The sequence below is a fragment of the Candidatus Schekmanbacteria bacterium RIFCSPLOWO2_02_FULL_38_14 genome (assembly GCA_001790855.1).
Taxonomy (GTDB): domain Bacteria; phylum Schekmanbacteria; class GWA2-38-11; order GWA2-38-11; family GWA2-38-11; genus 2-02-FULL-38-14-A.
Map to the genome: position 1 here is coordinate 54,894 of MGDH01000001.1, position 24,485 is coordinate 79,378.

The following is a 24,485-nucleotide window of genomic DNA, read 5'->3' on the forward strand; positions in this document are numbered from 1 at the left end:
TACTTCAGAAAAATTCTTTATAAAAAGGTTTAACAGTTTATAAAAATCAAATTCCCCTAACCCCCTTTTTTTGAAGGGAGAAATTGGGGGATTATCGTGTTTTTAAAACTGAATGCTATTCACTGAATACTATTTACTTATTTACCGGCTTGCCTATCCAGCTCATCATCTTCCGGAGCTCTTTCCCAACTTTTTCTATCAAGTGTTCAGAGCCTTTTCTGGCAAGGGCATTAAAGACAGGCCTGTTTGCCTGGTTTTCAAGTATCCATTCCCGCGCAAATTCTCCGCTCTGGATTTCTAACAAAATCTTTTTCATTTCTTTCCTTGTTTCATCAGTGATTATTCTTGGACCTCTTGTCAAATCTCCGTATTCTGCAGTGTTGCTTATTGAGTAGCGCATATTTGCAATACCGCCCTCATATATAAGGTCAACTATGAGTTTTAATTCGTGAAGGCATTCAAAATACGCAATTTCAGGCTGGTAACCTGCTTCAATCAGAGTCTCAAAACCTGCCATTATAAGAGATGTGGCTCCTCCGCATAGAACTGCCTGCTCGCCAAAGAGATCTGTTTCAGTTTCTTCCTTAAATGTTGTTTCTATGATTCCTGCTCTTGCAGCGCCTATTCCTCTTGCATATGCCAAGGCAGTCTTTTTTGCATTTTTGGAAGCATCCTGATACACGGCAATCAGCGCAGGAACTCCTCTTCCTTCTGTGTAAAGTCTTCTTACAAGATGTCCCGGACCTTTTGGAGCAACCATTATTACGTCAATATCAGCAGGAGGCACAATCTGCCCGTAATGGATATTAAAACCATGGGAGAAGACAAGAACTTTACCTTTCCTGAGATTTCCCTTAATGAAATTTTTATATACAGCTCCCTGATGTTCATCAGGTACAAGCATCTGGATTATGTCTCCGGTTTTTGCGGCTTCCCCTGTGGTCATGACCTTCATTCCGTCTTTCTTGGCTTTTTCCCATTGCGGAGAACCCTCTATTTCGCTGACTACAACATTGAGTCCGCTATCCTTAAGATTCTGAGCCTGAGCATGTCCCTGGCTTCCATATCCGATTACAGAAATTGTTTTGTTTTTTAGCATCTTCATATCTGCATTTTTTTCATAATAGATCTTTGCCATGTTTCCTCCTAAAAAATTAATTTAATTTTTTATTTTTCCTTTTTAACTCCTCTGCTCATTGCAACACTTCCGGTCCTTGCTATTTCTTTTATTCCAATGGGTTTCAAAAGACCGATGATTGCATCAATTTTTTCATTGTCTCCTGTAACCTCAATTACATAGCTTTTGGGGCTTACATCTATAATTTTTCCGCGGAAAATATCCACTATCTCCATCATTTCAGTTCTGCTTTTGGAGTCAGCATTGACTTTGATTAAAACAAGCTCCCTTTCAACATAGCTTTCCTCAGAAAGATCTGTGACCTTAATAACATCTATCAGACGGCGTAACTGCTTAATAACCTGCTCTATTATCTGGTCGTCGCCTTTTGTTACGATTGTCATCCTTGATACTGAAGGGTCAGCTGTCTCGCCAACAGAAAGAGACTCTATGTTAAAGCCTCGGCTTGAAAAGAGCCCTGAGACCCTTGCGAGGACTCCAAATTTATTTTCTACAAGAATTGATATTGTGTGTCTCATAAATTAACTAATAACTTATGACTAATAAGTTATTTTCATTCAGTCAATCATCATTTCCTTTATTGACGCCCCAGCGGGTACCATTGGATATACCTTCTCGTCACGGTCAACCCTGAAATCTATAACAACAGTTCTGTCAGTTTCAAGGGCTTTTTTTATAACATCCTCAACTTCCTCTTCTTTTGTTGCACGAAGCCCAACAGCTCCAAAACTTTCTGCAAGCTTCACAAAATCCGGATTTCCGTGAAGGTCAGTTGCATAGTATCTGTTTTTGTAGAAAAGACTCTGCCACTGCCTTACCATTCCGTATGAACAGTTATTGAGTATAACAACTTTTACCTGAAGTCCGTAATGTACAGCAGTTGCAAGTTCCTGCATATTCATCTGAAAACTTCCATCACCGGTTATGTTTATTACTGTCTTTTTTGGCTGCGCCAGCTTTGCGCCTACTGATGCAGGAAGTCCAAACCCCATTGTTCCGAGTCCTCCTGATGAGAGAAAAGTCCTCGGTTCATCAAACTTGAAATACTGGGCAGACCACATCTGATGCTGTCCAACATCTGTACAAACTATTGCTTTCCCTTTGGTAAGCTCATAGAGCTTTTCAACTACAAACTGTGGTTTGATTAATTCATTTTTTTTATTATATTTCAATGGATGAGTTTTTTTCCACCCGTTAATTTCCTCAAACCATTCCTTTCTGTCAGGAAACTCTTTCAGACTTTCTTTCAGTTTGCTGTTCAATTCCTTTAATACTTCTTTTGCATCGCCAACAATTGGAATGTCAACCCTGACATTTTTGCTTATTGCTGAGGGGTCAATATCTATGTGGACTATCCTGGCATCAGTTGCAAACTTATCAACCCTGCCTGTTACCCTGTCATCAAACCTTGCTCCAACAGCAATTACCAAATCAGCATGGCTTATTGCCATATTTGCCCAGTAGTGCCCGTGCATCCCGAGCATTCCGAGAAATAGTTTATGTGAACCCGGGAATCCTCCCAGTCCCATCAGGGTATTGGCAACAGGAATTTGGGTTGCTTCTGCAAAGGAAAGGAGCTCTTTTGACGCTCCGGACAAAATAACTCCTCCTCCTGCATAAATTATAGGCCGCTTGCTCAGTTCTACTGCATCCAGTATTTTTTCAATCTGACCCGGATGACCGTGTATATTTGGATTATATCCTCTTATTTCAACATTTGAAGGGTATTTGAATTCTGCTTTTCCTGAAATGATATCTTTTGGCAAATCTATAAGAACAGGACCGGGCCTTCCTGTTGAAGCGACATAGAAGGCTTCTTTTATTGTCTTTGCAAGTTCCGAGACATCATTCACAAGGTAGTTATGCTTTGTTATTGTTCTTGTAACACCGACTATATCAGCTTCCTGAAAGGCATCATCTCCTATCATTGTGGTTGGTACTTGTCCTGTAAAGGCAACCATTGGAATAGAATCCATATAAGCTGTTGCGATACCGGTTACAATATTTGTTGCACCCGGTCCTGATGTTACAAGGCAGACTCCTGTTTTTCCTGATGCCCTTGCATATCCGTCTGCTGCATGTGCAGCAGCCTGTTCATGCCTTGTGAGAATGAATTTTATTGATGAATCATAGAGACTGTCATACACATCACAGAGCACAGCCCCCGGAAGGCCAAAAATATACTCGACGTCTTCCTTAACAAGACTCTCAATAAGTATTTCTGCACCACTTAATTTTTTCATCTTTTGTTTTTCAGCCTTAGTTAGTTATCAGCTGTTAGCTATCAGCGTTCAGCTTAATAAAGGGATTGCTTCGGTCATTTTGCTCCCTCGCAATGACATTATGACACAGCCTGATTGCTGGCATTCGCGAAGCAATATTTTTCTTATCTTAATCATTTCTTCTATCATTCCATTATTGCCCCTGTATTTGCAGAGCGAACGCATTTTGCATACCTTGCAAGGTAACCGGTTTTAATCTTTGGCTCCCTGAGTTTCATTTTCTCTTTTCTTTTATTAATCTCTCTATCAGAGAGCCTGAGATGGAGATTTCTTTTAGGAATGTCAATCTCAATGATATCTCCGTTTTTAACAATTCCGATTGTGCCCTTTTCCATTGCTTCAGGGGAAATATGTCCTATGCACGGTCCTCTTGTCCCGCCTGAAAATCTTCCGTCAGTAATAAGGGCAACTTTGTCGCCAAGACCCATTCCTATAAGTGAAGCAGTTGGAAGAAGCATTTCCCTCATTCCGGGACCACCCTTTGGTCCCTCATACCTTATGACAACAACATTGCCTAGTTTTATTTTTCTTCCAAGAATCGCCTTTATGGCATCTTCTTCAGAATCAAAAACCATTGCAGTACCTGTAAATTTCATACATTTTTTATCAACTGCCCCCTGCTTTACAACTGCGCCGTCTGGTGCAAGATTCCCTTTGAGGACGGCAATTCCGCCTTCCTTGTGGTATGGGCGGTCAAGGGGGCGTATCACATCATCATCAAAAACCACTGCTTCAGATGCGATTTTAATTATTGATTTGCCGGAGACAGTCGGGTTGTCAGAGAGCCTCTCTTTCAGTCTTGAGAGCACAGCCGGTATTCCGCCTGCATATTCAAGGTCTTCCATATAATGGTTTCCTGCCGGCTCAAGGCAGCAGATATGCGGAGATTCAGATCCAAGCCTGTCAAAAATCTCAAGGTCTATTTTAACTCCTGCTTCATGCGCTATTGCAAGAATATGAAGAACTGTATTTGTTGAACCACCAAGGGCAAGGTCAATTCTTACGGCATTTTCAAAGGCTTTTCTTGTCAGAATTTTTCTTGGTGTAATTCCTTTTTTTACAAGCGCAATGATTCTTTCCCCGCTTTCATAAGCCAGTCTTCTTTTTTTTGACTGCCCTGCAAGGGCACAGGCAGTTCCCGGAAGAGACATACCGAGAGTTTCAGTAACACATGCCATTGTGTTGGCAGTATAAAGACCCTGGCAGGAGCCCGGACCAGGACAGGCTTCAATCTCAAGCCTGTGAAGCTGGTCAACAGAGATTTCACCACTCTGGCATCTTCCAACTCCTTCAAAGGTATCCCTTACAAGGGAGAGCCTTTTTTTTGCATTTATTCTGCCTGTAATCATTGGACCTGCTGTAAGTAGTATTGAAGGAATATTCAGCCGTGCTGCTGCCATTAACATTCCCGGAGTTATCTTGTCGCAGTTTGTAAGGAGAACCAGCCCGTCAAGGGAATGGGCTTTTGTAACAGCTTCAATCATATCTGCTATTAATTCCCTTGAAGGAAGGGAATAACTCATTCCCTCATGCCCCATTGCAATTCCGTCACAAATGCCCGGGACACAGAAGATGAAAGAATAACCTCCTCCTGAATGCACTCCTTTTTCAATAAATCTTTCAAGGTCCCTCATTCCGATATGACCGGGTATCAAATCAGTAAAGCTTGAAACAATTCCAATGAATGGTTTTTTTAATGCAGAGGGATGAACACCGGTAGCGTGGAGCAGTGCCCTGTGCGGCGCCCTCTCAATTCCTTTTTTTATCCTGTCGCTTCTCATAATACAGTTTTTTCCCTTTGAAATTTGCAACAAAAGGATTCAAGGATTCAGCTTATCAAGCGGCTTTGTAAACCTTAATCTCTGTTATGCCCTGCTGGTTTCTAATTTCCTTTTAAACTCATTGAGAATGGATTCCATTCTATCCTTTCCCTGCAGCTTGAGTTTTTTAATTCTGTTTATTTCTATGGTCTCTTCAGGAGACGGATATCTGATTTTATCAAGTTCCCTGAGTTGTTCCTCGTACTCTTTGTGAGATTTTTCAAGATTTCTGTACTCCTCGTTCTGTGACTTTAAAGTTTTTATAAGCGATTCTATGTCCTCCATATCTTTGACTCCTTATAAAAAATACTATCTAAGAGGTAAAGGTTTAATAGCTTGTAAAAATAATAATGGATTTTCTCTTATCACAAGGTAACAAAGGGAAGATAAAATTTCAAGAATAAAACAAGAATAAAAATAATAACATTTACAACCCTGCTAAGGGTTTATACATAAGTATTGCATCTTCACCTGTTTCAGAGTAATATTTTTTTCTAATTCCATAAACTTCAAAGCCTAATTTTTTGTACAGGCTTTGGGCTGGCAGGTTGGACATTCTTACTTCAAGAAATACCTCTTTTGACCCGAGCGCCCTGATTTTATTTAGAGAAAATCTCATCAGCTTTTCACCTATCCCTCTTTTAAGGTATTCAGGGTTTGTTGCAATATTTGCAATCTGCGCTTCTTCCCCAAGATACCAGAATACAATATAACCGAGTATGGTTTTAACCTCTGCATCCTTCGTCCTTACAATATAATTAAACGAAATTCCCTTTCTTTCAAGCTCAGCAATAAACATCGTTCTGGTCCATGGTGAAGGGAAAGATGTTTTTTCTATATCAAGGACTTCATCCATGTCATCATAGGTCATCTCGGAGAATTCTAAGCTGTTGCTCGTAATGACATTCAAGAGCTTTTCAATGCTTTCTTTTTAGAGTCAACTCTGCATCAGAGGGTCTCAGATAAATTGGTCTTACTGAAGATAAATCCTTTGGATAATCGTCATTTATAAGCTTCCTGTATCCGATTCCTGCAACTGTTGAAGCTGTTGGCAGACTCTGAGCCTGAGAGACAAAAACAGCCTTTTTCTTTAAAATCTGTCTTACCCTTTCTCCATAAACTTCAATTCCATTCCCTAAAAAAACAGTTTTAGTCTTTATATTTCTGCACATCTCTTCCACACTTCCTACAGTTTCTTCCTTTAACTGTAATAAATTGCCGTCTTTATCCCTTTTATAAAGGGCAAAATATACTTCTTTTTTTCTTGCATCAAGAAAAGGGCATATTACAGAATCAAAATCCGCTACTTTTTCAGCTAAAGCCATCAGGGTCGGAACTCCTATCAGAGGGATATTTGCTGAAAAGGCAATACCCTTTGCAGTGCTGATAGCTATTCGCAGGGCTGTGAACGAGCCTGGTCCAACGGAAACAGCTACACCATTTAAATCCTTAAAGGCAAGTTGCAGTGAGCCCATCAGACTGATTATTGCCGGCATAAGCTTTTCAGAGTGTGTAGCGTCAGTGTTGAGAGTGAGTTCTCCAAGAAGCCCCTCATTCCCAAATACGGCACAACTTCCTGTCTTTGTCGATGCCTCAATTGCAAGAATGTTCATGGTTTCTTTCTTGGTATTCAGAGATTAAGTTCAAATGTCAAAATTCAGGAGTCAAAGGTGAAAGCCAAAATAAACTCAATGTAAAAAAGCAGGGTTGAAAAACCCCGCTTTGTATGATTACTTAACTGATAACCAGATTTTTTGCAACAGCTTATTCTTTCATGTTCTTTCAAAGGTGTGTTTCTACATTCTGAATACCCTGTGCGGAAGCACGGGGATGAAAGGTTGCAGGGAATCTCTCTCATTCGTAGAGGTATTAGGTATATAAAATATGTTTCACCTTTCATACAAAGTTGTTTGACTTTTTGGGATTTTATTATATTATCAAAAACAAAAAACTATATATTCCATTATGCGACATTTTAAAAAATCAGTAAGGGTGATAACAATCTAACCTTTCATCTGTGACCTTTTAAATAAGGAGTTGTTATGTCAAAAGATTTTAAAATCAGGTTCTGGGGAGTCAGGGGGAGTATATGTACTCCCGGGGAAACAACATTAAAGTACGGTGGCAATACTCCTTGCGTGGAAGTGAGATGCGGAAATGAGATTTATATTTTTGATGCCGGAAGCGGCCTGAGGATGCTTGGGAAGAAAATCGTGAAAGAACCGGTTAAAGAAATAAATTTTCTTTTTTCACATTTTCACTGGGACCATATTCATGGGTTTCCTTTCTTCTTGCCTGCATACAGCAGGAAATTTGTTATCAATATGTATGGCGAGTCAAAGCTTTCCTATTCCTTTGAACAATTATTTTCAGGGCAGGTAATATTCCCTTATTTTCCTGTTTCCCTCAACCAGATGGACTCCAAAATCAACTTCATTGAAATCAGAAGGGATGGTGTAATAGATAAAGGGGATGTTAAAATAAGGATTGGCCAGCTAAATCATCCCGGAGGATGCCTCGGATACAGAGTTGAATATAATGGAAAATCATTTGTATATGCAACAGATACAGAACATTATAACTGCATAGACCCATTAGTTTTAAAAATTGCAAAAAATGCTGATGTGATGGTTTATGACTGCAACTATACAGATGAGGAATATTCAGGTGCAAAGGGTTTTCCCAGAACAGGATGGGGCCATTCCACATGGACTCAGGGGTTAAAGCTTGTAAAGGAAGCAGGGGTGAAAAAATTTATTTTATTCCATCATGACCCTGACCACGATGATGATTTTATTAATATGCTTGAGAAAAAGGCTCAGGCTGAATTTAAAGAGTCTTATGCTGCCTATGAGGGAATGGAGATAGAGCTTTAAAAATTCAAAAATAAAGAGTTTGAAGATAGGATTGAGCAAGTTTTTGGAACTAAAAACCAAACCAATGCAGAGTTTTTCTGAAACAGAGCATAACAGGCTTCAGGAAGAAATTAAGCTTCTTTCACACAATCTTAAAGAGCTGAACCAAATAGGCGTGGCTCTTTCATCTGAACATGACCACGATAAGTTGCTTGAGATGATACTTCAAAAGAGCAGGGAGATTGCATCCTCTGACGCCGGGTCTCTTTATCTTGCTGAAGAGAGCGAGGAGGGCGGAAAGGTTTTGCGTTTTAAACTTGCTCAGAATGACTCCATACAGGCTGAGGCTTTTAAGGAATTCACAGTTCCTATTGACAGAAAAAGCCTTGCCGGTTTTGTTGCAGAAACAGGAGAGATATTAACCCTTGATGATGCATATCAGATTCCAAATGGAAAAGAATATTCTTTTAACAGCAACTTTGATGAAAGGTTTGGATACAGGACAAAATCCCTTTTAGTTCTTCCAATGCAAAATAATCTCTCGGAGATAATTGGAGTTCTGCAGCTAATTAACAGGAAGAAATCAAAGAAAACAAAGCTTACTCCTGATAGTGTAGAGGAAAACGTAGTTCCTTTTGACCAGAAATCAATCGAGCTTGTAAGCTCCCTTGCAAGTCAGGCAGCAGTCTGCATTGAAAATAACCTTCTTTGCAAGAATATTGAAAGGCTTTTTGAGGGTTTTGTGACTGCTTCTGTAACAGCAATTGAGCAGAGAGACCCTACAACCTCGGGTCACTCAGCCAGGGTTTCAATCATGACTGTGGGGATGGCAGAGCTTGTTGACAGGGCAGACAGAGGAAAGTTCAGGGATATTAAATTTACCAGAGAACAGATAAAAGAGATAAGATATGCGGCAGTTCTTCATGATTTTGGCAAAGTAGGGGTCAGGGAGAATGTGCTTGTAAAGGCTAAGAAGCTCTATCCTTTTGAGATGGAGCTTATAAGAAGCAGGTTTGATTTTATAAAAAAGAGCATAGAGAATGAATTTCTCAGTAAAAAACTTGAATATCTTCAGTTTCATCAGGGTGAAAGCTGCAAAGAGGTGTTTGAGCAAATAGATTTTGAGCTGGCTGAAAATTTAAAAGAAGCAGAACTGTGTTTCCAGAGCATCAGACAGGCAAATGAACCCACAATAATACCAGAAGGAAGGTTTGATGAAGTACTTGAGATTGCAAGGAAAACATACAGGGATATGGAAGGAGCTGTGTCACCATATCTTTTCTCAAATGAGATAAAAAATTTATTAACAAGGAAAGGGAGTCTCAATGAGCAGGAGCGTCTTGAAATAGAATCACACGTAACACATACATTTAATTTTCTTAGTAAAATTCCATGGACAAAAACTCTGAAAAATGTACCGTCAATAGCATATGCCCATCACGAGAAACTGAATGGTGAGGGGTATCCGTTGAGACTTACTTCTCCCAGCATCCCAATCCAGTCAAAAATGATGACCGTTTCTGATATTTTTGATGCTCTTACAGCTTTTGACAGGCCTTATAAAAAAGCAGCAGATTTTGAAAGAGCCCTTGATATCCTGAAACTTGAGGCGAAAGATAATCATCTTGATGGTGCCCTTGTTGAGATGTTTATTGAGGGGAAGATATATAATCTGATGCGGGAATATAAGGGATAGAAGCTTTAAGTCTGAGGCAAGGCATTTTCTTGCCTCATACTTTTTAGATTATTTAAATCTGGTAATCCTGAAACAGCACTCATTGTCGCCTGAAGGCATATGCTTTACCCTCTGCCATTTTGCTACCTTATATTTCTCGCCCATTACACAATCCATGTCACAGATTGCCTCACAAGGGTCGCTCATCTTATATTTTTTAGTGGCTTCGAAATGAGGGCATACTTCTAAATGCTCGTACCAGACAGGCTCGCCATTTTCTTCTTTTTTATCAACCCATATCTTCCACCCAAAAGTAGGAAATATATTTACTTCAGCCATCATAATATCTCCAACATCTTTGCCTTTAAACTGGGCTGACCTTTTCTGGAAATTTACTTCAAAAATTTTTTCATATATCTCTTTTCCCTTGTCCTTTCCATAAAGTTCAATCAGGCTTTGAAGAAGCTGGGGAAGTTTCAGAGCATATTTGTCAATCAGCATCTCTCTTTGCTTTTCCCAAGGGATTTCTTTACCTTTTTCGATGGTCATGGGCTAACTCCTTCTTAAAAATTGATTACAAAGATTTCAAAAAAGATTACAGAGATTTTATAAGAGATTACGCAGATTGTTGCTCTGGTCTTTTATCTGTGTAATAATTTTTCAGTCTTTCCACTCTCTGATTTTGAAAATACATTCCTTTTTTTCATCACCCATTCTTGAAAGAACTTCCCATTTTCCTCTTTTGTCTCTTATGGCAAGTTCTACATCATAGTCGCAGAGAAAATCGCAGGGGATTTCACTTAATCCCATCTTTTTTGTCAGTTCAAGGAACGGACATTTTGTAAGATGTTCATAAAACACTTCTTCGCCGTTTTCCTGTTTCTGCTCTATCCAGAGCTGGAATCCGAGCACGGGAAAACTTACAAGCTCTCTTTTCATTAATTCTGCTACCGGGAGTTTTCCGCCAGGAAAATTTTTTCTGATTCTTTTTATTCCCTCATCATAGAGCTTTTTAAAAACTTCTTTGCCTTTTTCCCCGCCAAGAATCTTTTTTAAATCAAGATAGAGATTTATTTTTTCAGAAGCCAACTGGCTTGCCAGTTTTTCCTTCTGAACTTCAATTGGTATCTGCTCAGGTGTTGGCAATTTCATAATCTTATCTCCTTGAAATTATAGTTTATAGTTTGCAAAAATTTGTTTTATGGAATTTTCTTGAATTAGTTAGCACACGGTTTATGTCTTGTCAAATTTTTTAATAAAGAGAGAAAGGAAAATGCAGTAAGCCAGATTCCATTGCTCGGGGATATTCCTTATCTTGGTTATTTCTTCAGGGCAAATAAGGTTAAGAAAAGCAGGCATTCTTATTTTTTATAAGAGGGTTTTAAACGGCTATAACCTCTTTTATTTCAGGAACCTCTTCTTTCAACCTTCTTTCAACGCCCATTTTCAGGGTCATTTGAGAGCTTGGACATCCGGCACAAGCCCCGAGAAACCTTACTGTTACTATTCCGTCCTTAACATCAACAAGCTCCAAATCTCCTCCATCAGCCCTCAGGGCAGGTTTAATAATATTAATGGCTCTTTCCACCTGTTCTCTCATTTCAGTAGCTCCCTGTTAAATTTATCATAAATTATTTTAGTGTTTATATTTATATAAAATTTAATGGTAAAAAAAATATTTGTCAAAATAATTATTTATATTCTCAGGGATTGTTTTTGTTTCAAAGAATCAAGTAGGAAGAATAATATGAAAGCGGAAACAAGATTAAGCAGGACTTGAGCAGAAAGAAAATATGTTATTCCCAATATAGAATCAAGGGTTAATTGCAAAGTTCCCCTGTAAATGAATGCAATGGTCCACTGAAAAAGAGTTGAGGCTGTTACAAGAAGGGCTTGGGCAGGAATATTCTCAAGGAGCACAAAGTTTTTAATATTTTCAGCAAGCAAGCCCACAATCATTAATGAGAAAGTGTTGGAACCAATGGCTCCTCCTGAAAAGATATCAAGGAGCATCCCTGATATAAAGCCATAAACGATACCTCTGGATGATTCAAAGAAAAGACTTGCGTAAATGGTTAATGAGAGAAAAATATCAGGTTTTATGTTTGTGTGTAAAAGCGACGGAAAGATATTGGTTTGAAGAAGGATTGCAAGAAACAGTAAAACAGAAAATATAAGAGCCATAGTTCACTGCCCCGAGTTTTTCTTTAGCTGCTCAATTTCAAGTTGATGGGGATTTTCAAGAATCAGTAGTTCTTCCAGATGCGACAAGTCTGCAATCGGAGCTACATCAGCATTCAGAAAAAAACCAGAGGAATCTTTTTCAACTCTTAGTATTTTCCCGAGAGGAAATCCTCCTGGGAAAACACCCCCAAGTCCTGAAGATAATACAATGTCGCCTGTTTTTACATCAGCGTTGTAATCAAGATATTTCAGCTTGCAGGGATTTCCGCCCTGAAAAACACACCTGTCTCTTGTTCTCTGTATGATGGCATCTACAGAAGAGTTTGGATGGGTAATAAGATAAACCATGGAGAGGGATTTTGAAACTTTTACAACCTTGCCAACAATCCCTTCAGGCAAAACAGCCACCATATTTTTTACAACACCGCTTTTTGTTCCCTTGTCAATAAAAACTGTCTCTGACTCACTTGATGCTCCCCTGAAAATAACTGAAGCCCCTGAACTCCTTATTTCTGTGTTTCTCTTGAATGAAAGAAATTCTTTGAGCGTCTGGTTCTCTTTTCTTAACTCTTCAAATGAGTATTTCAGTTTTTCCAAATCTTTCAGCTTTTTGCGAAGGATTAAATTATCGCTTTCAGTATCTACAAGAAAGATATAACCGTACCAGTACCCTTCTATCTCTTTTGTTATTTCAGTGATTACCTTTTCTACGGGGGAGAAGATGCTGAGGGCAGAAAAATAGATGTCAGTGGTGTTAAGGAGGAAAAAAATCCCGTATATCAGGAGTGAAAAAGGCAGAATTATTTTATTTCTGTGCTTACGTAAAAATTCAAGCATTAGGATTCAGGGTTTAGTTCTGAAGTGCAACCTTTTTTAAGAGGTCAAGAGAATCCAGCGCTCTTCCTGTTCCGAGGACTACCGCAGAAAGGGGGTCCTGAGCCATTTTTATTGGAAGCCCGGTTTCTTCCTTTAAAAGAATATCAAGTCCTGAGAGCAGGGAACCTCCTCCTGCAAGGATAATTCCTCTGTCCACAATATCTGCTGCAAGCTCAGGAGGTGTTCTTTCAAGCGCGATTCTCACAGTATCAATTATTGTATATATTGGTTCTGCAAGGGAACTTTTTATTTCTTCATCTGTTATGGAGATTGTCTTAGGAATACCGGCTATTAAATCCCTTCCTTTTACTTCAATTGTTTTCCTTTCCTCCATCGGATAAGCAGAACCGATAGCTATTTTTATCTGTTCAGCGGTTCTTTCACCGATCAACAGGTTATGCTTGCGTTTTATGTAGGAGACAATGGCTTCATCCATCTCGTCTCCTCCAACCCTGACTGACTTGCAGTAAACAATTCCAGAAAGAGATATTACAGCTACTTCAGTAGTTCCTCCTCCTATATCTACAATCATATTTCCCGAAGGTTCTTCAATGGGCATTCCGGCTCCTATTGCAGCTGCCATCGGTTCTTCTATCAGATAGACCTCTCTTGCTCCTGCCTGCTTGGCTGAATCCCGGACTGCCCTTTTTTCTACCTGTGTTATCCCTGACGGAACTCCTATGATTATTCTTGGCCTGACAAGTGTATTTCTGTTGTGCACCTTTCTTATGAAATATTTAAGCATAGCTTCAGTCAAATCAAAATTAGCAATTACTCCGTCTTTCATAGGTCTGACAGCTATGATGTTTCCGGGAGTCCTTCCCAGCATCTCTTTGGCTTCTCTCCCGACAGAAAGAACACGGTTTGTATTTTTATTTATTGCAACAACTGAGGGTTCGCTTAAAACTATTCCTTTTCCCTTTACATATACCAGGGTATTTGCAGTTCCAAGGTCTATAGCCAAATCATTGGAAAACTTTCCTATAAGATAATTAAGAATCATTTTCACCTCTTCACGATTTTATCTTTCGATGATATAAGTTTGAATTTTAAAGCTTGCATTCAATAAAAAAAGTTTTTCATAGCTTTCAGGCTTAACCTGAAGCTGCTCAGTATATAACAGGTAAGGAGAATTATCAATCTGATAAAGAAATTTTGTCAACTCTTCAGCAGTTACTCCTTCAAGAGAAAATTTTACAGATACTTCCTCATAGCTGCCAATTTTGTTAAAATAAGGTTTCAGGTTTTGCATCTTGCCATTAAGCTTCAGTGTTTCAATCTGACTGAGAATATATGAGGCAAGGTTAAAGCTTTTGTCCGGAAGCCTTCCTTTGAAGGCTGAAAGTCTTGAGTTAAGCTTTTCGTATTCTTTCTTTATTGCTTCTATCTTTTTTACGCTATCAAGATTATTCCTGAATTTTTTTTCGTTCTGGGCAAGGGGTTTAAAGAGCGAGACAGAAAATATCCAGTACAGAAAAATAATAACAAGAAAAGATGTTATTCCTGACAGAAGATAAATGTCTCTTTTTGAAAGCTTGTCAAGTTTTAATAGTTTTAATAATTCCATTGTCAGAGATTCAGATTATATTTAATTTAAATTAATATCCAGAGTGAATTCAGCAATGTTTTGAATCTGGTTCATCTGGATATTGCTTATCTTTATATCTTTAAAAAGAGAAGATGATTTCAGAATCTTTTCCAGTTTGTCCACGGATTCAAGGTTGTCGGCTTCTCCTCTTATCTCAAGCTTTTTTTCCCTGAAAGAGAAATCAAGTATTTTAACCTTGAAATCCTTTGGGATGATTGTACTTAGTTCTCTCATTACTTCAAGAGGAGTAGATTTTATTTCCATTACCTGCCGGAACTTTTCGAACTCCTCATTGATTTTCCCTATCTGTTGTTCAGCCTGAGCTGCGGCGTTGACTACTTTGCCTGAGGGTACCATTTCGTGGTAAACAGAGGCTATTTTGTCCTCTAATTCTTTATTCTTTGTTTTTTTCTGGAACAGGTCAAAAGCCAAATTAAATATGCTTAGAATTATGATGGCAGCTGCAAGAGCGCTGGCATATTTAATGTTTGTTTTTATCCTTTTATCAATAAATTTAAAAACATATTCTTCCCTGCGCAGATTTATTCTTTTGAGCTTGTCGTCAGTTTCGAGGTTTGTAAGCCCAAATGCAATAGGGAATACTGAATAGTTCAGATGTGACAGATTCCCGTTTTTTTGGGTATCAGAGGATAACTTTGGTATTAGTAATTGAATTTCAGCATTTAAACGGTTATGCAAAAAAGTGCCGATGCCTTTAATGCAGGAAGTTCCTCCGCTTAAATAGATTTTATCTATTGAATATTTGCTCTTTCTTGCAAGAAAAGAGTTTAGTGAATAGGATATTTCTGATGCAATTTTTTCAAATGCTTTTAAAATGACCTGAGTGGCTTCTGACGGCTCTGCTGCAGTAATGTCAACATCAGGGTCTTTTTTCAGATTTTCTGCTTCTTCAAAAGAGGCTTTAAAGTGCTCTCTGAGTTTTTCTGTCAGAAAGTTTCCTGCTTTTGGTATGGTTCTGTTATAGAGAAAATTCCCGTCCCTGAAAATATTGATGACAGTGTTTTTGGCTCCAATCTCAATATGGCATATTACTCCGTAAAGGCTTCCAAGCGAAGACTTCAAAGCACTCAATATTGGAAAAGAATCAATGGTTACGAGCTTTGGTTCAATTCCTGCAGCATTCAGAACTGAAAGGTGGTTTGATATGTTGCGTTTATGGACACAAAAAGCAGTTACCGTTGAGCCTCCTGAGTCACCTCCGTTGCTTAAAAAGTCAACCAGTGTTTCATCAGTGGGAAAGGGGAGCGACTGCTCAATCTCAAATTTTATTATCTGTCTGATTTTTGCAGCATCTTTAAATGGGAGGGTTGCCTCTCTCACCATTGCAAATTTAGACGGAATAGATGATATATATTCGTCAGAGACCAGGAGATTTTGCTCAATTGCATCTTTCAGAATCTTGGGAATATCTACTTCCTGTTTTGGAAGTCCCGGGTCTGCTGTTTCATCAGTTTCTAAATGAGGGATAGGTTTTTCAATAAATTTTGCAGTGGATATTCCTCTTAAGCTTTTTGAAAGCTGTACAAGCTTGATTGAACTTGAGCCTATGTCTATTCCTAATATTTTTTTAGGCACTTTAAGGTATCCTTTTGATAATATTTTTCCTGTTTTGTCTTGTTTGTTTTGGCAAGAAAATCAGTCATATTTTTAATCTTTTCACTATGCTAAGAAATAGCAGTGAAGTCAAGCTAAAAATAGGGGCTGTCGGTTTCTTTATACTTGACAAAACTTGTCATATATATTTTAAAATCTATCCATGAAGATTTCATCAAAAGGATATTACGCTATAAAAGCTTTACTTGACATAGCAGTTAATTTTACAGGAAAACATATCCCTCTGTCTACTATTTCTGAAAGGCAGCATATCCCTCTTAATTACCTTGAACAGCTTTTTGTGAGACTGCGGAGGGCAAAGATAGTTCAAAGCATGAGGGGACCAAAAGGGGGGTATAGGCTTCTTAAAACCTCTAAGGAGATTTCAATCAAGTCTGTCATAAAGGCGCTTGATATCTCTATGGCTCCTGTTTTCTGCGTTGATGAGGACCATGCTGAAAAAGCCTGTGAGCATCTGAGCGGTTGCATTTCCTATATTCTATGGAAAAAAGTAGGAATACAGATAACACAGCTTCTAGAGTCAATAACCATTGCAGATTTGATTGCTGAGGGAGGAAAGACAAAAACAAAAGGGGTTCTTGACCACGATTACATATTTTATATCTGATATTTAAGAAATATTTTTTGATTACAGAGATTTTTTTAAAAGATTCCGGAGATTTTGAAAATCACAGTAATCTGAATTTAATCTTTGTAATCTTGTAATAAAGGAGTAACAAAATTGAAGAAAGTCTATTACTTTGACTATAACGCAACAACTCCGGTGCATTCTGAAGTTCTTGAGGCAATGATGCCGTTTTTCAAAGAGAGTTATGGAAATCCGTCAAGCGTACATACCTTTGGAAGAGAGACAAGGGCAGCAGTTGACAGTGCAAGGGAAATGGTTGCTAAAATTCTTGGAGCAGATGCTTCTGAAATAGTTTTTACCAGTTGTGGTTCTGAATCCAATAATTTAGTTTTAAAAGGGCTTGTATCTTTTCACTGCAAAGCAAAAAATCATATCATAACTTCCTGCATAGAACATCCTGCAATATTGAGCACATGCAGTTTTTTAGAGGAATCAGGATACAGAATCACATATCTGCCAGTGAATGAAAATGGAAGGATAAATCTGTCAGAACTCAAAGAGGCAATTACTGACCAGACCCTGATAATATCCATTATGCATGGAAATAATGAAATAGGTGTAATCCAGCCAATTTCAGAGATAGGGGGGATTGCAGGAAAAAACGGAGTTTTTTTTCATACAGATGCTGTTCAGACAGTAGGGAAAATACCAATAGATGTTAACAAAATAAACGTTGACTTCCTTTCACTTTCTGCACACAAGTTTTATGGTCCAAAAGGCGCAGGTGCGTTGTATGTAAGAAGAGGAATAGATATGCATCCTCTGATTCACGGAGGCCATCAGGAGAAAAGCAGAAGAGCAGGAACTGAAAATGTTGCCGGGATAGTTGGTCTTGGAAAGGCTTGTGAAATCGCAATGAGAGATATGGACGAGGAATTCAGGCACCTTGTGAGCCTTAAGGAGAAATTCTGCAAAGGATTAATGGAAAAAATCCCAAAAATAAGAATCAACTGTTCTTATGAGAACTGCATGCCAAATACCCTTAATGTAGGGTTTCTTGCAATAGAAGGGGAATCTCTTCTCATAAACCTTGACCTGAAGGGAATAGCAGTATCAACAGGCTCTGCCTGTTCGTCAGGTTCTGTCGAACCATCTCATGTTCTGAGAGCAATTGGTGTTCCTGTTGGATATATTCAGGGTTCTTTGAGATTCAGCTTCGGGCGTTTTACAACTTCAGAGGATATAGATTATCTTCTGGAAATTTTACCTCCGATTGTTGAAAAACTCAGAAGCATGTCTCCATTGTGGTATGGGTGATATTTAATTTTTTCTCAGATAAAATCTTCTGGTTTTTTAAATCCAAAAAGTATACTATCCCCTGATGATATGGTGTGAAATCCTTCCTGAAAAGGACAATAGAAATGCCACAAGGCAAAGGCTTCTTCTACTGGTTTGACAAGTTTTGCAAGGGTGTCCTTATTTTCTGCGGGCTGTTTTTCTCTATAGTTGCAGGAGCTGCCGGCGGAGTTGTTGGAGCATATCTCAGGGACCTTCCAGCAATTGAAAAGCTTAAGGTTTATGAACCAGAAAAGGTTGCAAGGCTTTATGATGACAGAGGAGAAGTTTTTGCAGAGTATTTTGTTCAGAGAAGGATATTGATTCCTCTTGATCAGGTTCCAAGGGATCTCATTAACGCTCTTCTTGCAATAGAGGATAACAACTTTTACAGCCATTTCGGAGTTGACTGGAGAGGAATAGCAAGAGCTGCAATTGTTAATTTCGCATCAGGGAAGATAAGAGAGGGCGGAAGCACAATTACTCAGCAGCTTTCAAAAGTTCTTTTCCTTAATCCAGAGAAAACACTTGAAAGAAAAGTTAAAGAGGCTTTAGTCGCGCTGCAGCTTGAAAAAAAATATACAAAAAATGAGATTTTAGAACTCTACCTGAACCAGATTTATTTTGGAAGCGGCGCTTACGGGGTTGAATCAGCAGCACTTACCTATTGTGGAAAGCATGCAAAGGATTTGAATACTGCAGAATGCGCTCTTATAGCAGGGCTTCCGAGACTTCCAACTTTTTATTCTCCATTCAATAATTATGATATAGCAAAAAGAAGAAGGGACATTGTTCTGTCAAGGATGGCTGACCTTGGATATATTTCCCGCCAGAAAGCGCAGGAGTTTTCAAAAACTCCGCTAAATATCAAAAAAGAAAAAAGATGGGAAAGCAAAGCGCCATATTTTTCAGAATATATAAGACAGTACATTGAGAATACTTACGGAGCAGAGTTTCTCTACAAGAAGGGGATTAAGGTCTATACTCCGCTGAATCTTAAGATGCAAAATGCTGCTAAAAAAGCGTTTGAGAAGGGTTTGATGGAGATATCAAGGATAAAGAGGTTTAAAACCGTTCCTCCTGAACTGAGGGATATGATACTTGAGGAATATTCAAAGCCTGACGTTTTTGAAAAGGATAAACTTTATTACGGAGAAGTAACTGAGACAAAAAACGATTATTTCCTTGTTAAAGTCGGTGAGTTTTACGGAGAGGTAAAAAAGGGGCAGTGGGAATGGACAGGTGCAGGTTCTGTCCGAGAAATTGTTAGAAAAGGTGATGTTGTCGGGCTGAGCCTTTTTGAAATAAGAAAGGGAGGAGAAATTTTATTTAATCTTGAAAACCATGTTGAGATTCAGGGTGCTGTTGTTGCCATACAGCCAAGCACCGGATACATCAGGGCAATGGTTGGTGGTTTGAATTTCAATTTCAGCAAATTCAACAGGGCTGTGCAGGCTAAAAGGCAGCCGGGGTCAGCATTCAAGCCTTTTATATATACAACAGCTATTGAAAACGGGTTTACTCCTTCAAGCATAATAATGGATACCCCTGTTTCTTTCAGAGGAGCAGACGGGAAAACCTGGACTCCTGGAAATTATGATGAGAAATTCAAAGGTCCGACAACACTGAGAACTGCGCTTGAGGAATCACGCAACGTGGTTGCCATAAAGCTCGTTGACAAGATTGGTGTTGGCAAGGTTATTTCAACTGCAAGGAAAATGGGAATTGAAAGCACTCTTGAGCCATATCTCTCATTAGCCCTGGGTCCTTCTGTTGTATCTCTTCTTGAGATAACATCTGCTTATGGAGTTCTTGCAAACCAGGGACTCAGGACTTTGCCCATAAGCATTTTAAAGATAGAAGATTCAGAAGGGATGACAATAGAGGAGAATTATCCAAAAGTGCAGGAGGTTTTGAAGCCTGAGGTTGCCTATGTTATGACAACCCTGATGCGGTGGGTTGTTGAGAGAGGAACGGGAAAGAGGGTGAGCGAACTCAAGATGCCTGTTGCAGGAAAGACCGGAACAACAAATGACTTCAGGGATGCCTGGTTTGTCGGTTTTTTACCTGATATGGCTGCAGGGGTATTTGTAGGATATGATGACAACAGGGAAATAGGCTACAAGGAGACAGGAGGAAAGATAGCAGCGCCAATATGGAGTGATTTTATTGGTGCCTGCTTTAAGCCTGAGGATGTAAAAGATTTTTCTGTGCCTGAAGGGGTGGTGTTTGTTACAGTTGACGCTGACAGCGGGAAGCCAGTGAGCAAAGATTCTCAGAACGGGCTTGTGCAGGCTTTTATTAAAGGGACAGAACCCGGGACAGGAGCAGAGGAGGTTTCAGGAGGCGGGAGCGAGACAGCAGCCAAACCTGAGAGTCTGCTGGATGAAGGACTGTAAAAGATAGGCAAAAGGCAAAAGTTATGAGTTAGAATGAAGTGAATAGTATTTAGCTGTAGCTGCAGAGCCTTGCTCTGCCTTTAAAAATTAAAAACTTAAAACTTTCTACGAAGGACTAACAATAAAAAATTATGAGCAAAAAACGGGTTATAATCTTTAGCAATGGCAGGATTGGAGATGTAAACTTTTACAGGAAGATTATTAAAAAAAATGACCTGATTATCTGTGCCGATGGTGGTCTGAAGTTTGCAAAAAAGCTCGGATTGAAACCTGATGCTTTAATTGGAGATTTTGATTCATTAAAGGAAAAAGAAATTCTTGAAGCTGAAAGAAGAGGAGCAAGGATTTTAAAATTCACTCCTGAAAAGGATAAAACAGATACACAGCTTGCCCTTGAATATGCCATTTCATCGGGTGCAAAAGAGATAATAATGCTTGGTTCTCTTGGCGGAAGAATTGACCATCTGCTTGCAAATCTGCATCTTTTGAAATTGGGAACTGAAAAAGGTGTTGAAATCAGAGTTGTTGATGAGAATAATGAAATAAGGCTTATAGACAGTGCAATAACTTTCAAAACAAAAAGAGGCGAAACATTGTCTCTCCTTCCTTTTAGTGATAAAGTTACAGGAATCTACACTGAAGGGCTGAAATACAGCCTTGAAAACGGGACAATGGTTTCAGGCAATCCCTATGGTGTGAGCAATGTAGCAGTTTCTTCAAAAGTTAGAATAAAAATCCGCTCAGGACTGTTGATGATGATTAGAAATCTCAAACTCTAATTACTTTCCTGTGGATAGGAATAAGTAACAGTAAATGAATCGTGGGGGTCGTAGGTTTCAAGGTATGGTTTCCCGCCAAGGGTTAGCCATCCGTGGCCATCAAGCCTGTCATTGTTTTTCTTGACTCCAAAGTTCATCACAACTTTCAACCCTGCTTTGTTCAGAAGATAATAAAGCACAAGCGATCTTTTAAGACATGTTGGGCGAAAAATTGAAAATCTTCCATACAGGACTAAAGTGGTTGCATCCACTATCCTGTCAATTTCTTCCTCTGAAAAATTATCTTTCTTTTTTTGGGGAGTGAGTATTTTCATTAGTTTTGGAAGGGATGAGATTTTTACCATAACTGGAAGGACTATTGTAAGAAGAAGTATTTTTAGCAGCAGAGTTATACGGGGGAAAATATTTCTTCCCTTTTTCTGAAAAACAGCCATAAAAAATTTTTTCTTCTCTCTAAAAACCAGGAGGACAGCCGTCTCGGCTGTCCGTAGTTTAATTCTTTGGACAGGCGAGACGGCTGTCCTACCAAAATTAAGTTAGCTATCTTTAGACCACGGGCTCTCTGGAAAGTCTTTCAGCCAGTCAAGCTTTCCAAAATATTTTGTGCAATAAAAGCATGGGAACTTATCGAGGTTCGAGATATCCTTTTTTTCAATCCTGCTGATTCTGTCTTTCTGAAACTTTGCTATGCGGTCCACAAGCTTTTTGTGAGCTTCAAAAATTGACATTTCCCTGAGATTCCCAATAATATCAACTTCGTTATCAGAGCCTGAATATCCTGAAAGCTGGCAGCAAAAAACTATATTGCCCCTGTAATCAACAGTCAGGGATGACATCTGAAGGGTGCGGCACTGAAACATCAGCTCAGGAACATCAAACCCCGGAGAGAGGAATACGCCGATTGTCATCATTTTTGCAATGTTCAATACTTCTTTTACAACTTTTTTCTGCTCTGACGGAGACGGGACTAAGCCTGATTTCATGTTTTGAGGAGTTGGCTGGATAAAGGCGTAATAAAGCCTTTCAGCATTCAGCTTTGATGCAAAGACTGCCATCTCCTCAAGTTGCTTTATATTTAAAGAGCAGACTGTCATCTGGAGATTAAAAGGAATTTTTTTGTGGAAGCATATGCTTATTGCCTGAAGGATTCTTTTGTATGAACCTTTGCCTCTGATTTCATCATGTGTTTCCTCTCTCGGGCTGTCAACGCTGAATGAAAGACCTTTTAACCATTTGAGTCCGTATTTCTCAAGGACATGAAATATTTCCTTAAAATTCCATCCGTTTGTTACCATATGGTATGTTAGCCCGCTTTCAGTGACCATTTTTATAATTTCTCCAAGATGCGGGTGTATTGATGGCTCACCGCCGGTAAAGGCAATATGCTTTATTCCGTAGGTTTTTACATCCTCAAGAAGCTTTGGGAAGAGTTCAACCTGGAAATCCTCTCTTGGCTTGGATTTGTCTCTCAGGCAGTGAAGGCAGGACAGATTACACCTGTTTGTGAGCTCCACTCCTATTTCAGAAAGAAAATACATTTCATCTGCCATCTATTTCTCCTCTATGTTACACAGAATTTTTTCAATCACTTTATCAGAATTGAGTATGAGGTCTTTACCGCTGAGTAATTGAAAGGCACGGCATTGTTTTGAAAGGGTGGTCAGGGTGTCAAGATGCTCTCCGGCAACTTTTTTGTCTATCATCACAAGAAGGCTGTTTGGAATCATCTTTGCGAGGCATTGGGCTGAAGACAGGGGTATCAGCCTGCTTTCAGCTTCTCTGACAATCTGGGGGAATATTATGACATTCGGTTTTGATTTAAGGATAAAGCTGTCAGGATAAAATATTGCAGGGTCAAATGACCTTTTTGGTCCTTTGCCGTATTTTAAAGCATGCTTCACTTCTGATAATTCCTTGAAATTCTGGGAAATTGAAGGGTCGATATGGAAGTCTCCGGGAATAGGATGGGCAATAACTTTTTTTTTGAATTTCTGAAGGAGTATTGCATCGTCTGAAAGATAACAGAATCCCTTTCTTACAAGGGCAAGTGAAATTGTAGTTTTTCCAACACCGCCATTGCCGGGAATAAGGATTGATGTGCTGTTTTTTTCAACTCCGGATGAATGGATGTAATACAACCCATTATATCTGAGCATTTCAACGAGAATTATGTAAAAGAAAATATGAGAAAAGAATCTTCCGGAGTTTATGGTTTCTTCTGAAATATATCCTTTAGAGGTTCCTTTTTCAGGTTGTGAAAATACCAGAGATTTTCCGTCAGAGTAGAAATAATTTTTTCCCTTTCTGTAACAGCAAAGCCTGTCAAACATGAACAGCGGTTTTCCTTCTAAAACAACATCTGCTTTCTTCCCGAGGATTTTTTTTGATGATGAAAGGGTTAAAGAAATCTTTGGTTTTTCAACATCTTTTTTTGCAGCAAAAAAATTTATTACAGAATCAATCCGGTTCAGAATTTTTCCGCTATCAGATTTTATTGTGATGCTTTTACTATAAATAGAGTAGTGTTTTTCTTCCATATGACAGCCCTGATACGATTTATATTTTGCTTCAACTTCTTTTTTTTTGCACCCTTGTAATGCATTAGGATTTTATTTGCAAATTCCGGAGGGTTTCATAGAGGCAATGTAATTAACTTTATTCAGGTTTATTGCCGGATGAGGATTTAACTGTTACAAGCCCGTTATCCTCAAATTCTTTTACCAGTTTTGTAACACTGCCCAATGCCTTTTCTGGTGCTACTTCAAACAGCTTGCAGATGTTTTCTGCAATTGAGTTAATCTTTCTGGTTCCGTTTATGAGATTCCAGATTTGCAAGGCTACCTCATTAAGCCCATAATAACATTTTGTCTCCAGGTCAAGAAGCACAGCTTCATTATCAAGCTCTGTGCATAAAATTGAAGGGTTTTTTTCAACTATTGATTCATTATTTAACATAATTATTTCTTCTTATTTCCTTTTTTATTGTCTCAAAATATCTAAAATTATTAAATATGTCAAATAAATTTAATAACAATAAAAAATATTAAGATTGCGAAGGATGTTGCGAGCAAAGAGAGGAATCTCAGAAAACATCTTAATCATTTATCATGTTTAAAAAAGACCGGCAACTTCCTCAATCCAGTGGGAGACTTTTATTTTTGAACCATGGCGCAGCAAACCTCCCTGAAGCTGCATTATGCAGCCGGGGCAGGAGGTGAGGACCTTTGATGAATTGCTGCTGATTACTCTTTCTGATTTAATATCATTTATCTCAAGGCTGAGCCTGTAATTTTCCAGACTGAAGGTACCTCCAAACCCGCAGCAGCTTGAGGCTTCTTCCATTTCAGTAAA

Annotated in this window: 26 protein-coding genes and 1 pseudogene (1 of these 27 only partly in view); 6 read left to right on the forward strand and 21 right to left on the reverse strand. The window is 38.8% G+C overall.

What is annotated here, in order from left to right; genetic code table 11:
• Nucleotides 1–133: 133 nt before the first annotated feature.
• From A3H37_11845 to A3H37_11880, 8 genes are all read right to left on the reverse strand, one after another.
• Complete coding sequence (locus A3H37_11845) at nt 134–1,138, reverse strand: ketol-acid reductoisomerase (GenBank protein ID OGL51732.1); 1,005 nt, start codon at nt 1,136–1,138, stop codon at nt 134–136.
• Between the two features lie 29 nt (nt 1,139–1,167).
• Nucleotides 1,168–1,656: an acetolactate synthase small subunit gene (locus A3H37_11850; GenBank protein ID OGL51733.1), complete on the reverse strand. Its 489-nt coding sequence runs from the start codon at nt 1,654–1,656 to the stop codon at nt 1,168–1,170.
• A gap of 39 nt (nt 1,657–1,695) precedes the next feature.
• Nucleotides 1,696–3,381 carry an acetolactate synthase, large subunit, biosynthetic type gene (locus A3H37_11855; protein OGL51734.1) on the reverse strand — a complete coding sequence of 562 codons (1,686 nt, stop codon included), beginning with the start codon at nt 3,379–3,381 and terminating at the stop codon, nt 1,696–1,698.
• A 164-nt stretch (nt 3,382–3,545) separates the two neighbouring features.
• On the reverse strand, nt 3,546–5,201 hold the full coding sequence (locus A3H37_11860) for a dihydroxy-acid dehydratase (protein OGL51735.1): 1,656 nt from the start codon (nt 5,199–5,201) through the stop codon (nt 3,546–3,548).
• Between the two features lie 84 nt (nt 5,202–5,285).
• Nucleotides 5,286–5,525: a hypothetical protein gene (locus A3H37_11865; GenBank protein OGL51736.1), complete on the reverse strand. Its 240-nt coding sequence runs from the start codon at nt 5,523–5,525 to the stop codon at nt 5,286–5,288.
• Between the two features lie 142 nt (nt 5,526–5,667).
• On the reverse strand, nt 5,668–6,111 hold the full coding sequence (locus tag A3H37_11870; protein ID OGL51737.1) for a ribosomal-protein-alanine N-acetyltransferase: 444 nt from the start codon (nt 6,109–6,111) through the stop codon (nt 5,668–5,670).
• Nucleotides 6,112–6,157: 46 nt separating this feature from the next.
• Nucleotides 6,158–6,853 carry a tRNA (adenosine(37)-N6)-threonylcarbamoyltransferase complex dimerization subunit type 1 TsaB gene (locus A3H37_11875; protein OGL51738.1) on the reverse strand — a complete coding sequence of 232 codons (696 nt, stop codon included), beginning with the start codon at nt 6,851–6,853 and terminating at the stop codon, nt 6,158–6,160.
• A gap of 44 nt (nt 6,854–6,897) precedes the next feature.
• Nucleotides 6,898–7,098, reverse strand: coding sequence for a hypothetical protein (locus A3H37_11880; GenBank protein OGL51739.1), 201 nt, complete (start codon nt 7,096–7,098; stop codon nt 6,898–6,900).
• A gap of 184 nt (nt 7,099–7,282) precedes the next feature.
• Here A3H37_11880 and A3H37_11885 point away from each other — a divergent pair, with 184 nt between their 5' ends.
• Nucleotides 7,283–8,116, forward strand: a complete 834-nt coding sequence (locus A3H37_11885) for a hypothetical protein (protein OGL51740.1) — start codon at nt 7,283–7,285, stop codon at nt 8,114–8,116.
• A 19-nt stretch (nt 8,117–8,135) separates the two neighbouring features.
• A complete protein-coding gene (locus tag A3H37_11890) occupies nt 8,136–9,791 on the forward strand; it encodes a hypothetical protein (GenBank protein ID OGL51741.1) in 1,656 nt (551 codons plus the stop codon).
• 48 nt (nt 9,792–9,839) lie between these two features.
• On the opposite strand, the gene A3H37_11895 is transcribed toward A3H37_11890, so the two are convergent.
• The 8 genes from A3H37_11895 to A3H37_11930 form a co-directional block, all read right to left on the reverse strand.
• Nucleotides 9,840–10,319 carry a hypothetical protein gene (locus tag A3H37_11895; protein OGL51742.1) on the reverse strand — a complete coding sequence of 160 codons (480 nt, stop codon included), beginning with the start codon at nt 10,317–10,319 and terminating at the stop codon, nt 9,840–9,842.
• Nucleotides 10,320–10,430: 111 nt separating this feature from the next.
• Nucleotides 10,431–10,922: a hypothetical protein gene (locus tag A3H37_11900; protein OGL51743.1), complete on the reverse strand. Its 492-nt coding sequence runs from the start codon at nt 10,920–10,922 to the stop codon at nt 10,431–10,433.
• A 229-nt stretch (nt 10,923–11,151) separates the two neighbouring features.
• A complete protein-coding gene (locus A3H37_11905; GenBank protein ID OGL51744.1) occupies nt 11,152–11,370 on the reverse strand; it encodes a hypothetical protein in 219 nt (72 codons plus the stop codon).
• Nucleotides 11,371–11,465: 95 nt separating this feature from the next.
• Nucleotides 11,466–11,954 carry a rod shape-determining protein MreD gene (locus A3H37_11910; protein ID OGL51745.1) on the reverse strand — a complete coding sequence of 163 codons (489 nt, stop codon included), beginning with the start codon at nt 11,952–11,954 and terminating at the stop codon, nt 11,466–11,468.
• A gap of 3 nt (nt 11,955–11,957) precedes the next feature.
• Nucleotides 11,958–12,791 (reverse strand): rod shape-determining protein MreC, encoded by an 834-nt coding sequence (locus A3H37_11915; protein OGL51746.1) that lies wholly within the window; start codon nt 12,789–12,791, stop codon nt 11,958–11,960.
• 13 nt (nt 12,792–12,804) lie between these two features.
• Nucleotides 12,805–13,833, reverse strand: coding sequence for a rod shape-determining protein (locus A3H37_11920; GenBank protein OGL51747.1), 1,029 nt, complete (start codon nt 13,831–13,833; stop codon nt 12,805–12,807).
• Between the two features lie 18 nt (nt 13,834–13,851).
• Entirely contained in the window at nt 13,852–14,397 is a 546-nt protein-coding gene (locus tag A3H37_11925; protein OGL51748.1) for a hypothetical protein, read from the reverse strand.
• A 21-nt stretch (nt 14,398–14,418) separates the two neighbouring features.
• Nucleotides 14,419–16,014, reverse strand: a complete 1,596-nt coding sequence (locus A3H37_11930; GenBank protein OGL51749.1) for a hypothetical protein — start codon at nt 16,012–16,014, stop codon at nt 14,419–14,421.
• Between the two features lie 181 nt (nt 16,015–16,195).
• Between A3H37_11930 and A3H37_11935 the strand changes: the two genes are divergently transcribed.
• From A3H37_11935 to A3H37_11950, 4 genes are all read left to right on the forward strand, one after another.
• Nucleotides 16,196–16,660: a hypothetical protein gene (locus A3H37_11935; protein OGL51750.1), complete on the forward strand. Its 465-nt coding sequence runs from the start codon at nt 16,196–16,198 to the stop codon at nt 16,658–16,660.
• Nucleotides 16,661–16,774: 114 nt separating this feature from the next.
• Nucleotides 16,775–17,938 carry a cysteine desulfurase NifS gene (locus A3H37_11940; protein ID OGL51751.1) on the forward strand — a complete coding sequence of 388 codons (1,164 nt, stop codon included), beginning with the start codon at nt 16,775–16,777 and terminating at the stop codon, nt 17,936–17,938.
• A gap of 104 nt (nt 17,939–18,042) precedes the next feature.
• Nucleotides 18,043–20,355, forward strand: a complete 2,313-nt coding sequence (locus A3H37_11945; GenBank protein OGL51752.1) for a hypothetical protein — start codon at nt 18,043–18,045, stop codon at nt 20,353–20,355.
• 131 nt (nt 20,356–20,486) lie between these two features.
• The gene (locus A3H37_11950) at nt 20,487–21,134 is read left to right on the forward strand and encodes a thiamine diphosphokinase (GenBank protein OGL51753.1); all 648 of its coding nucleotides are present in this window, start codon (nt 20,487–20,489) and stop codon (nt 21,132–21,134) included.
• Here the strand turns inward: A3H37_11950 and A3H37_11955 are convergent.
• The 5 genes and pseudogenes from A3H37_11955 to A3H37_11975 all read right to left on the reverse strand — a co-directional run.
• Entirely contained in the window at nt 21,131–21,568 is a 438-nt protein-coding gene (locus A3H37_11955; GenBank protein OGL51754.1) for a hypothetical protein, read from the reverse strand. The genes A3H37_11950 and A3H37_11955 overlap by 4 nt on opposite strands.
• Before the next feature lie 102 nt (nt 21,569–21,670).
• Complete coding sequence (locus tag A3H37_11960; protein ID OGL51755.1) at nt 21,671–22,684, reverse strand: hypothetical protein; 1,014 nt, start codon at nt 22,682–22,684, stop codon at nt 21,671–21,673.
• Nucleotides 22,685–23,671 carry a hypothetical protein gene (locus tag A3H37_11965; protein ID OGL51756.1) on the reverse strand — a complete coding sequence of 329 codons (987 nt, stop codon included), beginning with the start codon at nt 23,669–23,671 and terminating at the stop codon, nt 22,685–22,687. It lies immediately after the preceding gene.
• Between the two features lie 118 nt (nt 23,672–23,789).
• Nucleotides 23,790–24,089, reverse strand: coding sequence for a hypothetical protein (locus A3H37_11970; GenBank protein ID OGL51757.1), 300 nt, complete (start codon nt 24,087–24,089; stop codon nt 23,790–23,792).
• A gap of 156 nt (nt 24,090–24,245) precedes the next feature.
• Nucleotides 24,246–24,485: pseudogene (locus A3H37_11975) on the reverse strand (hypothetical protein); it runs 1,032 nt beyond the window's last position.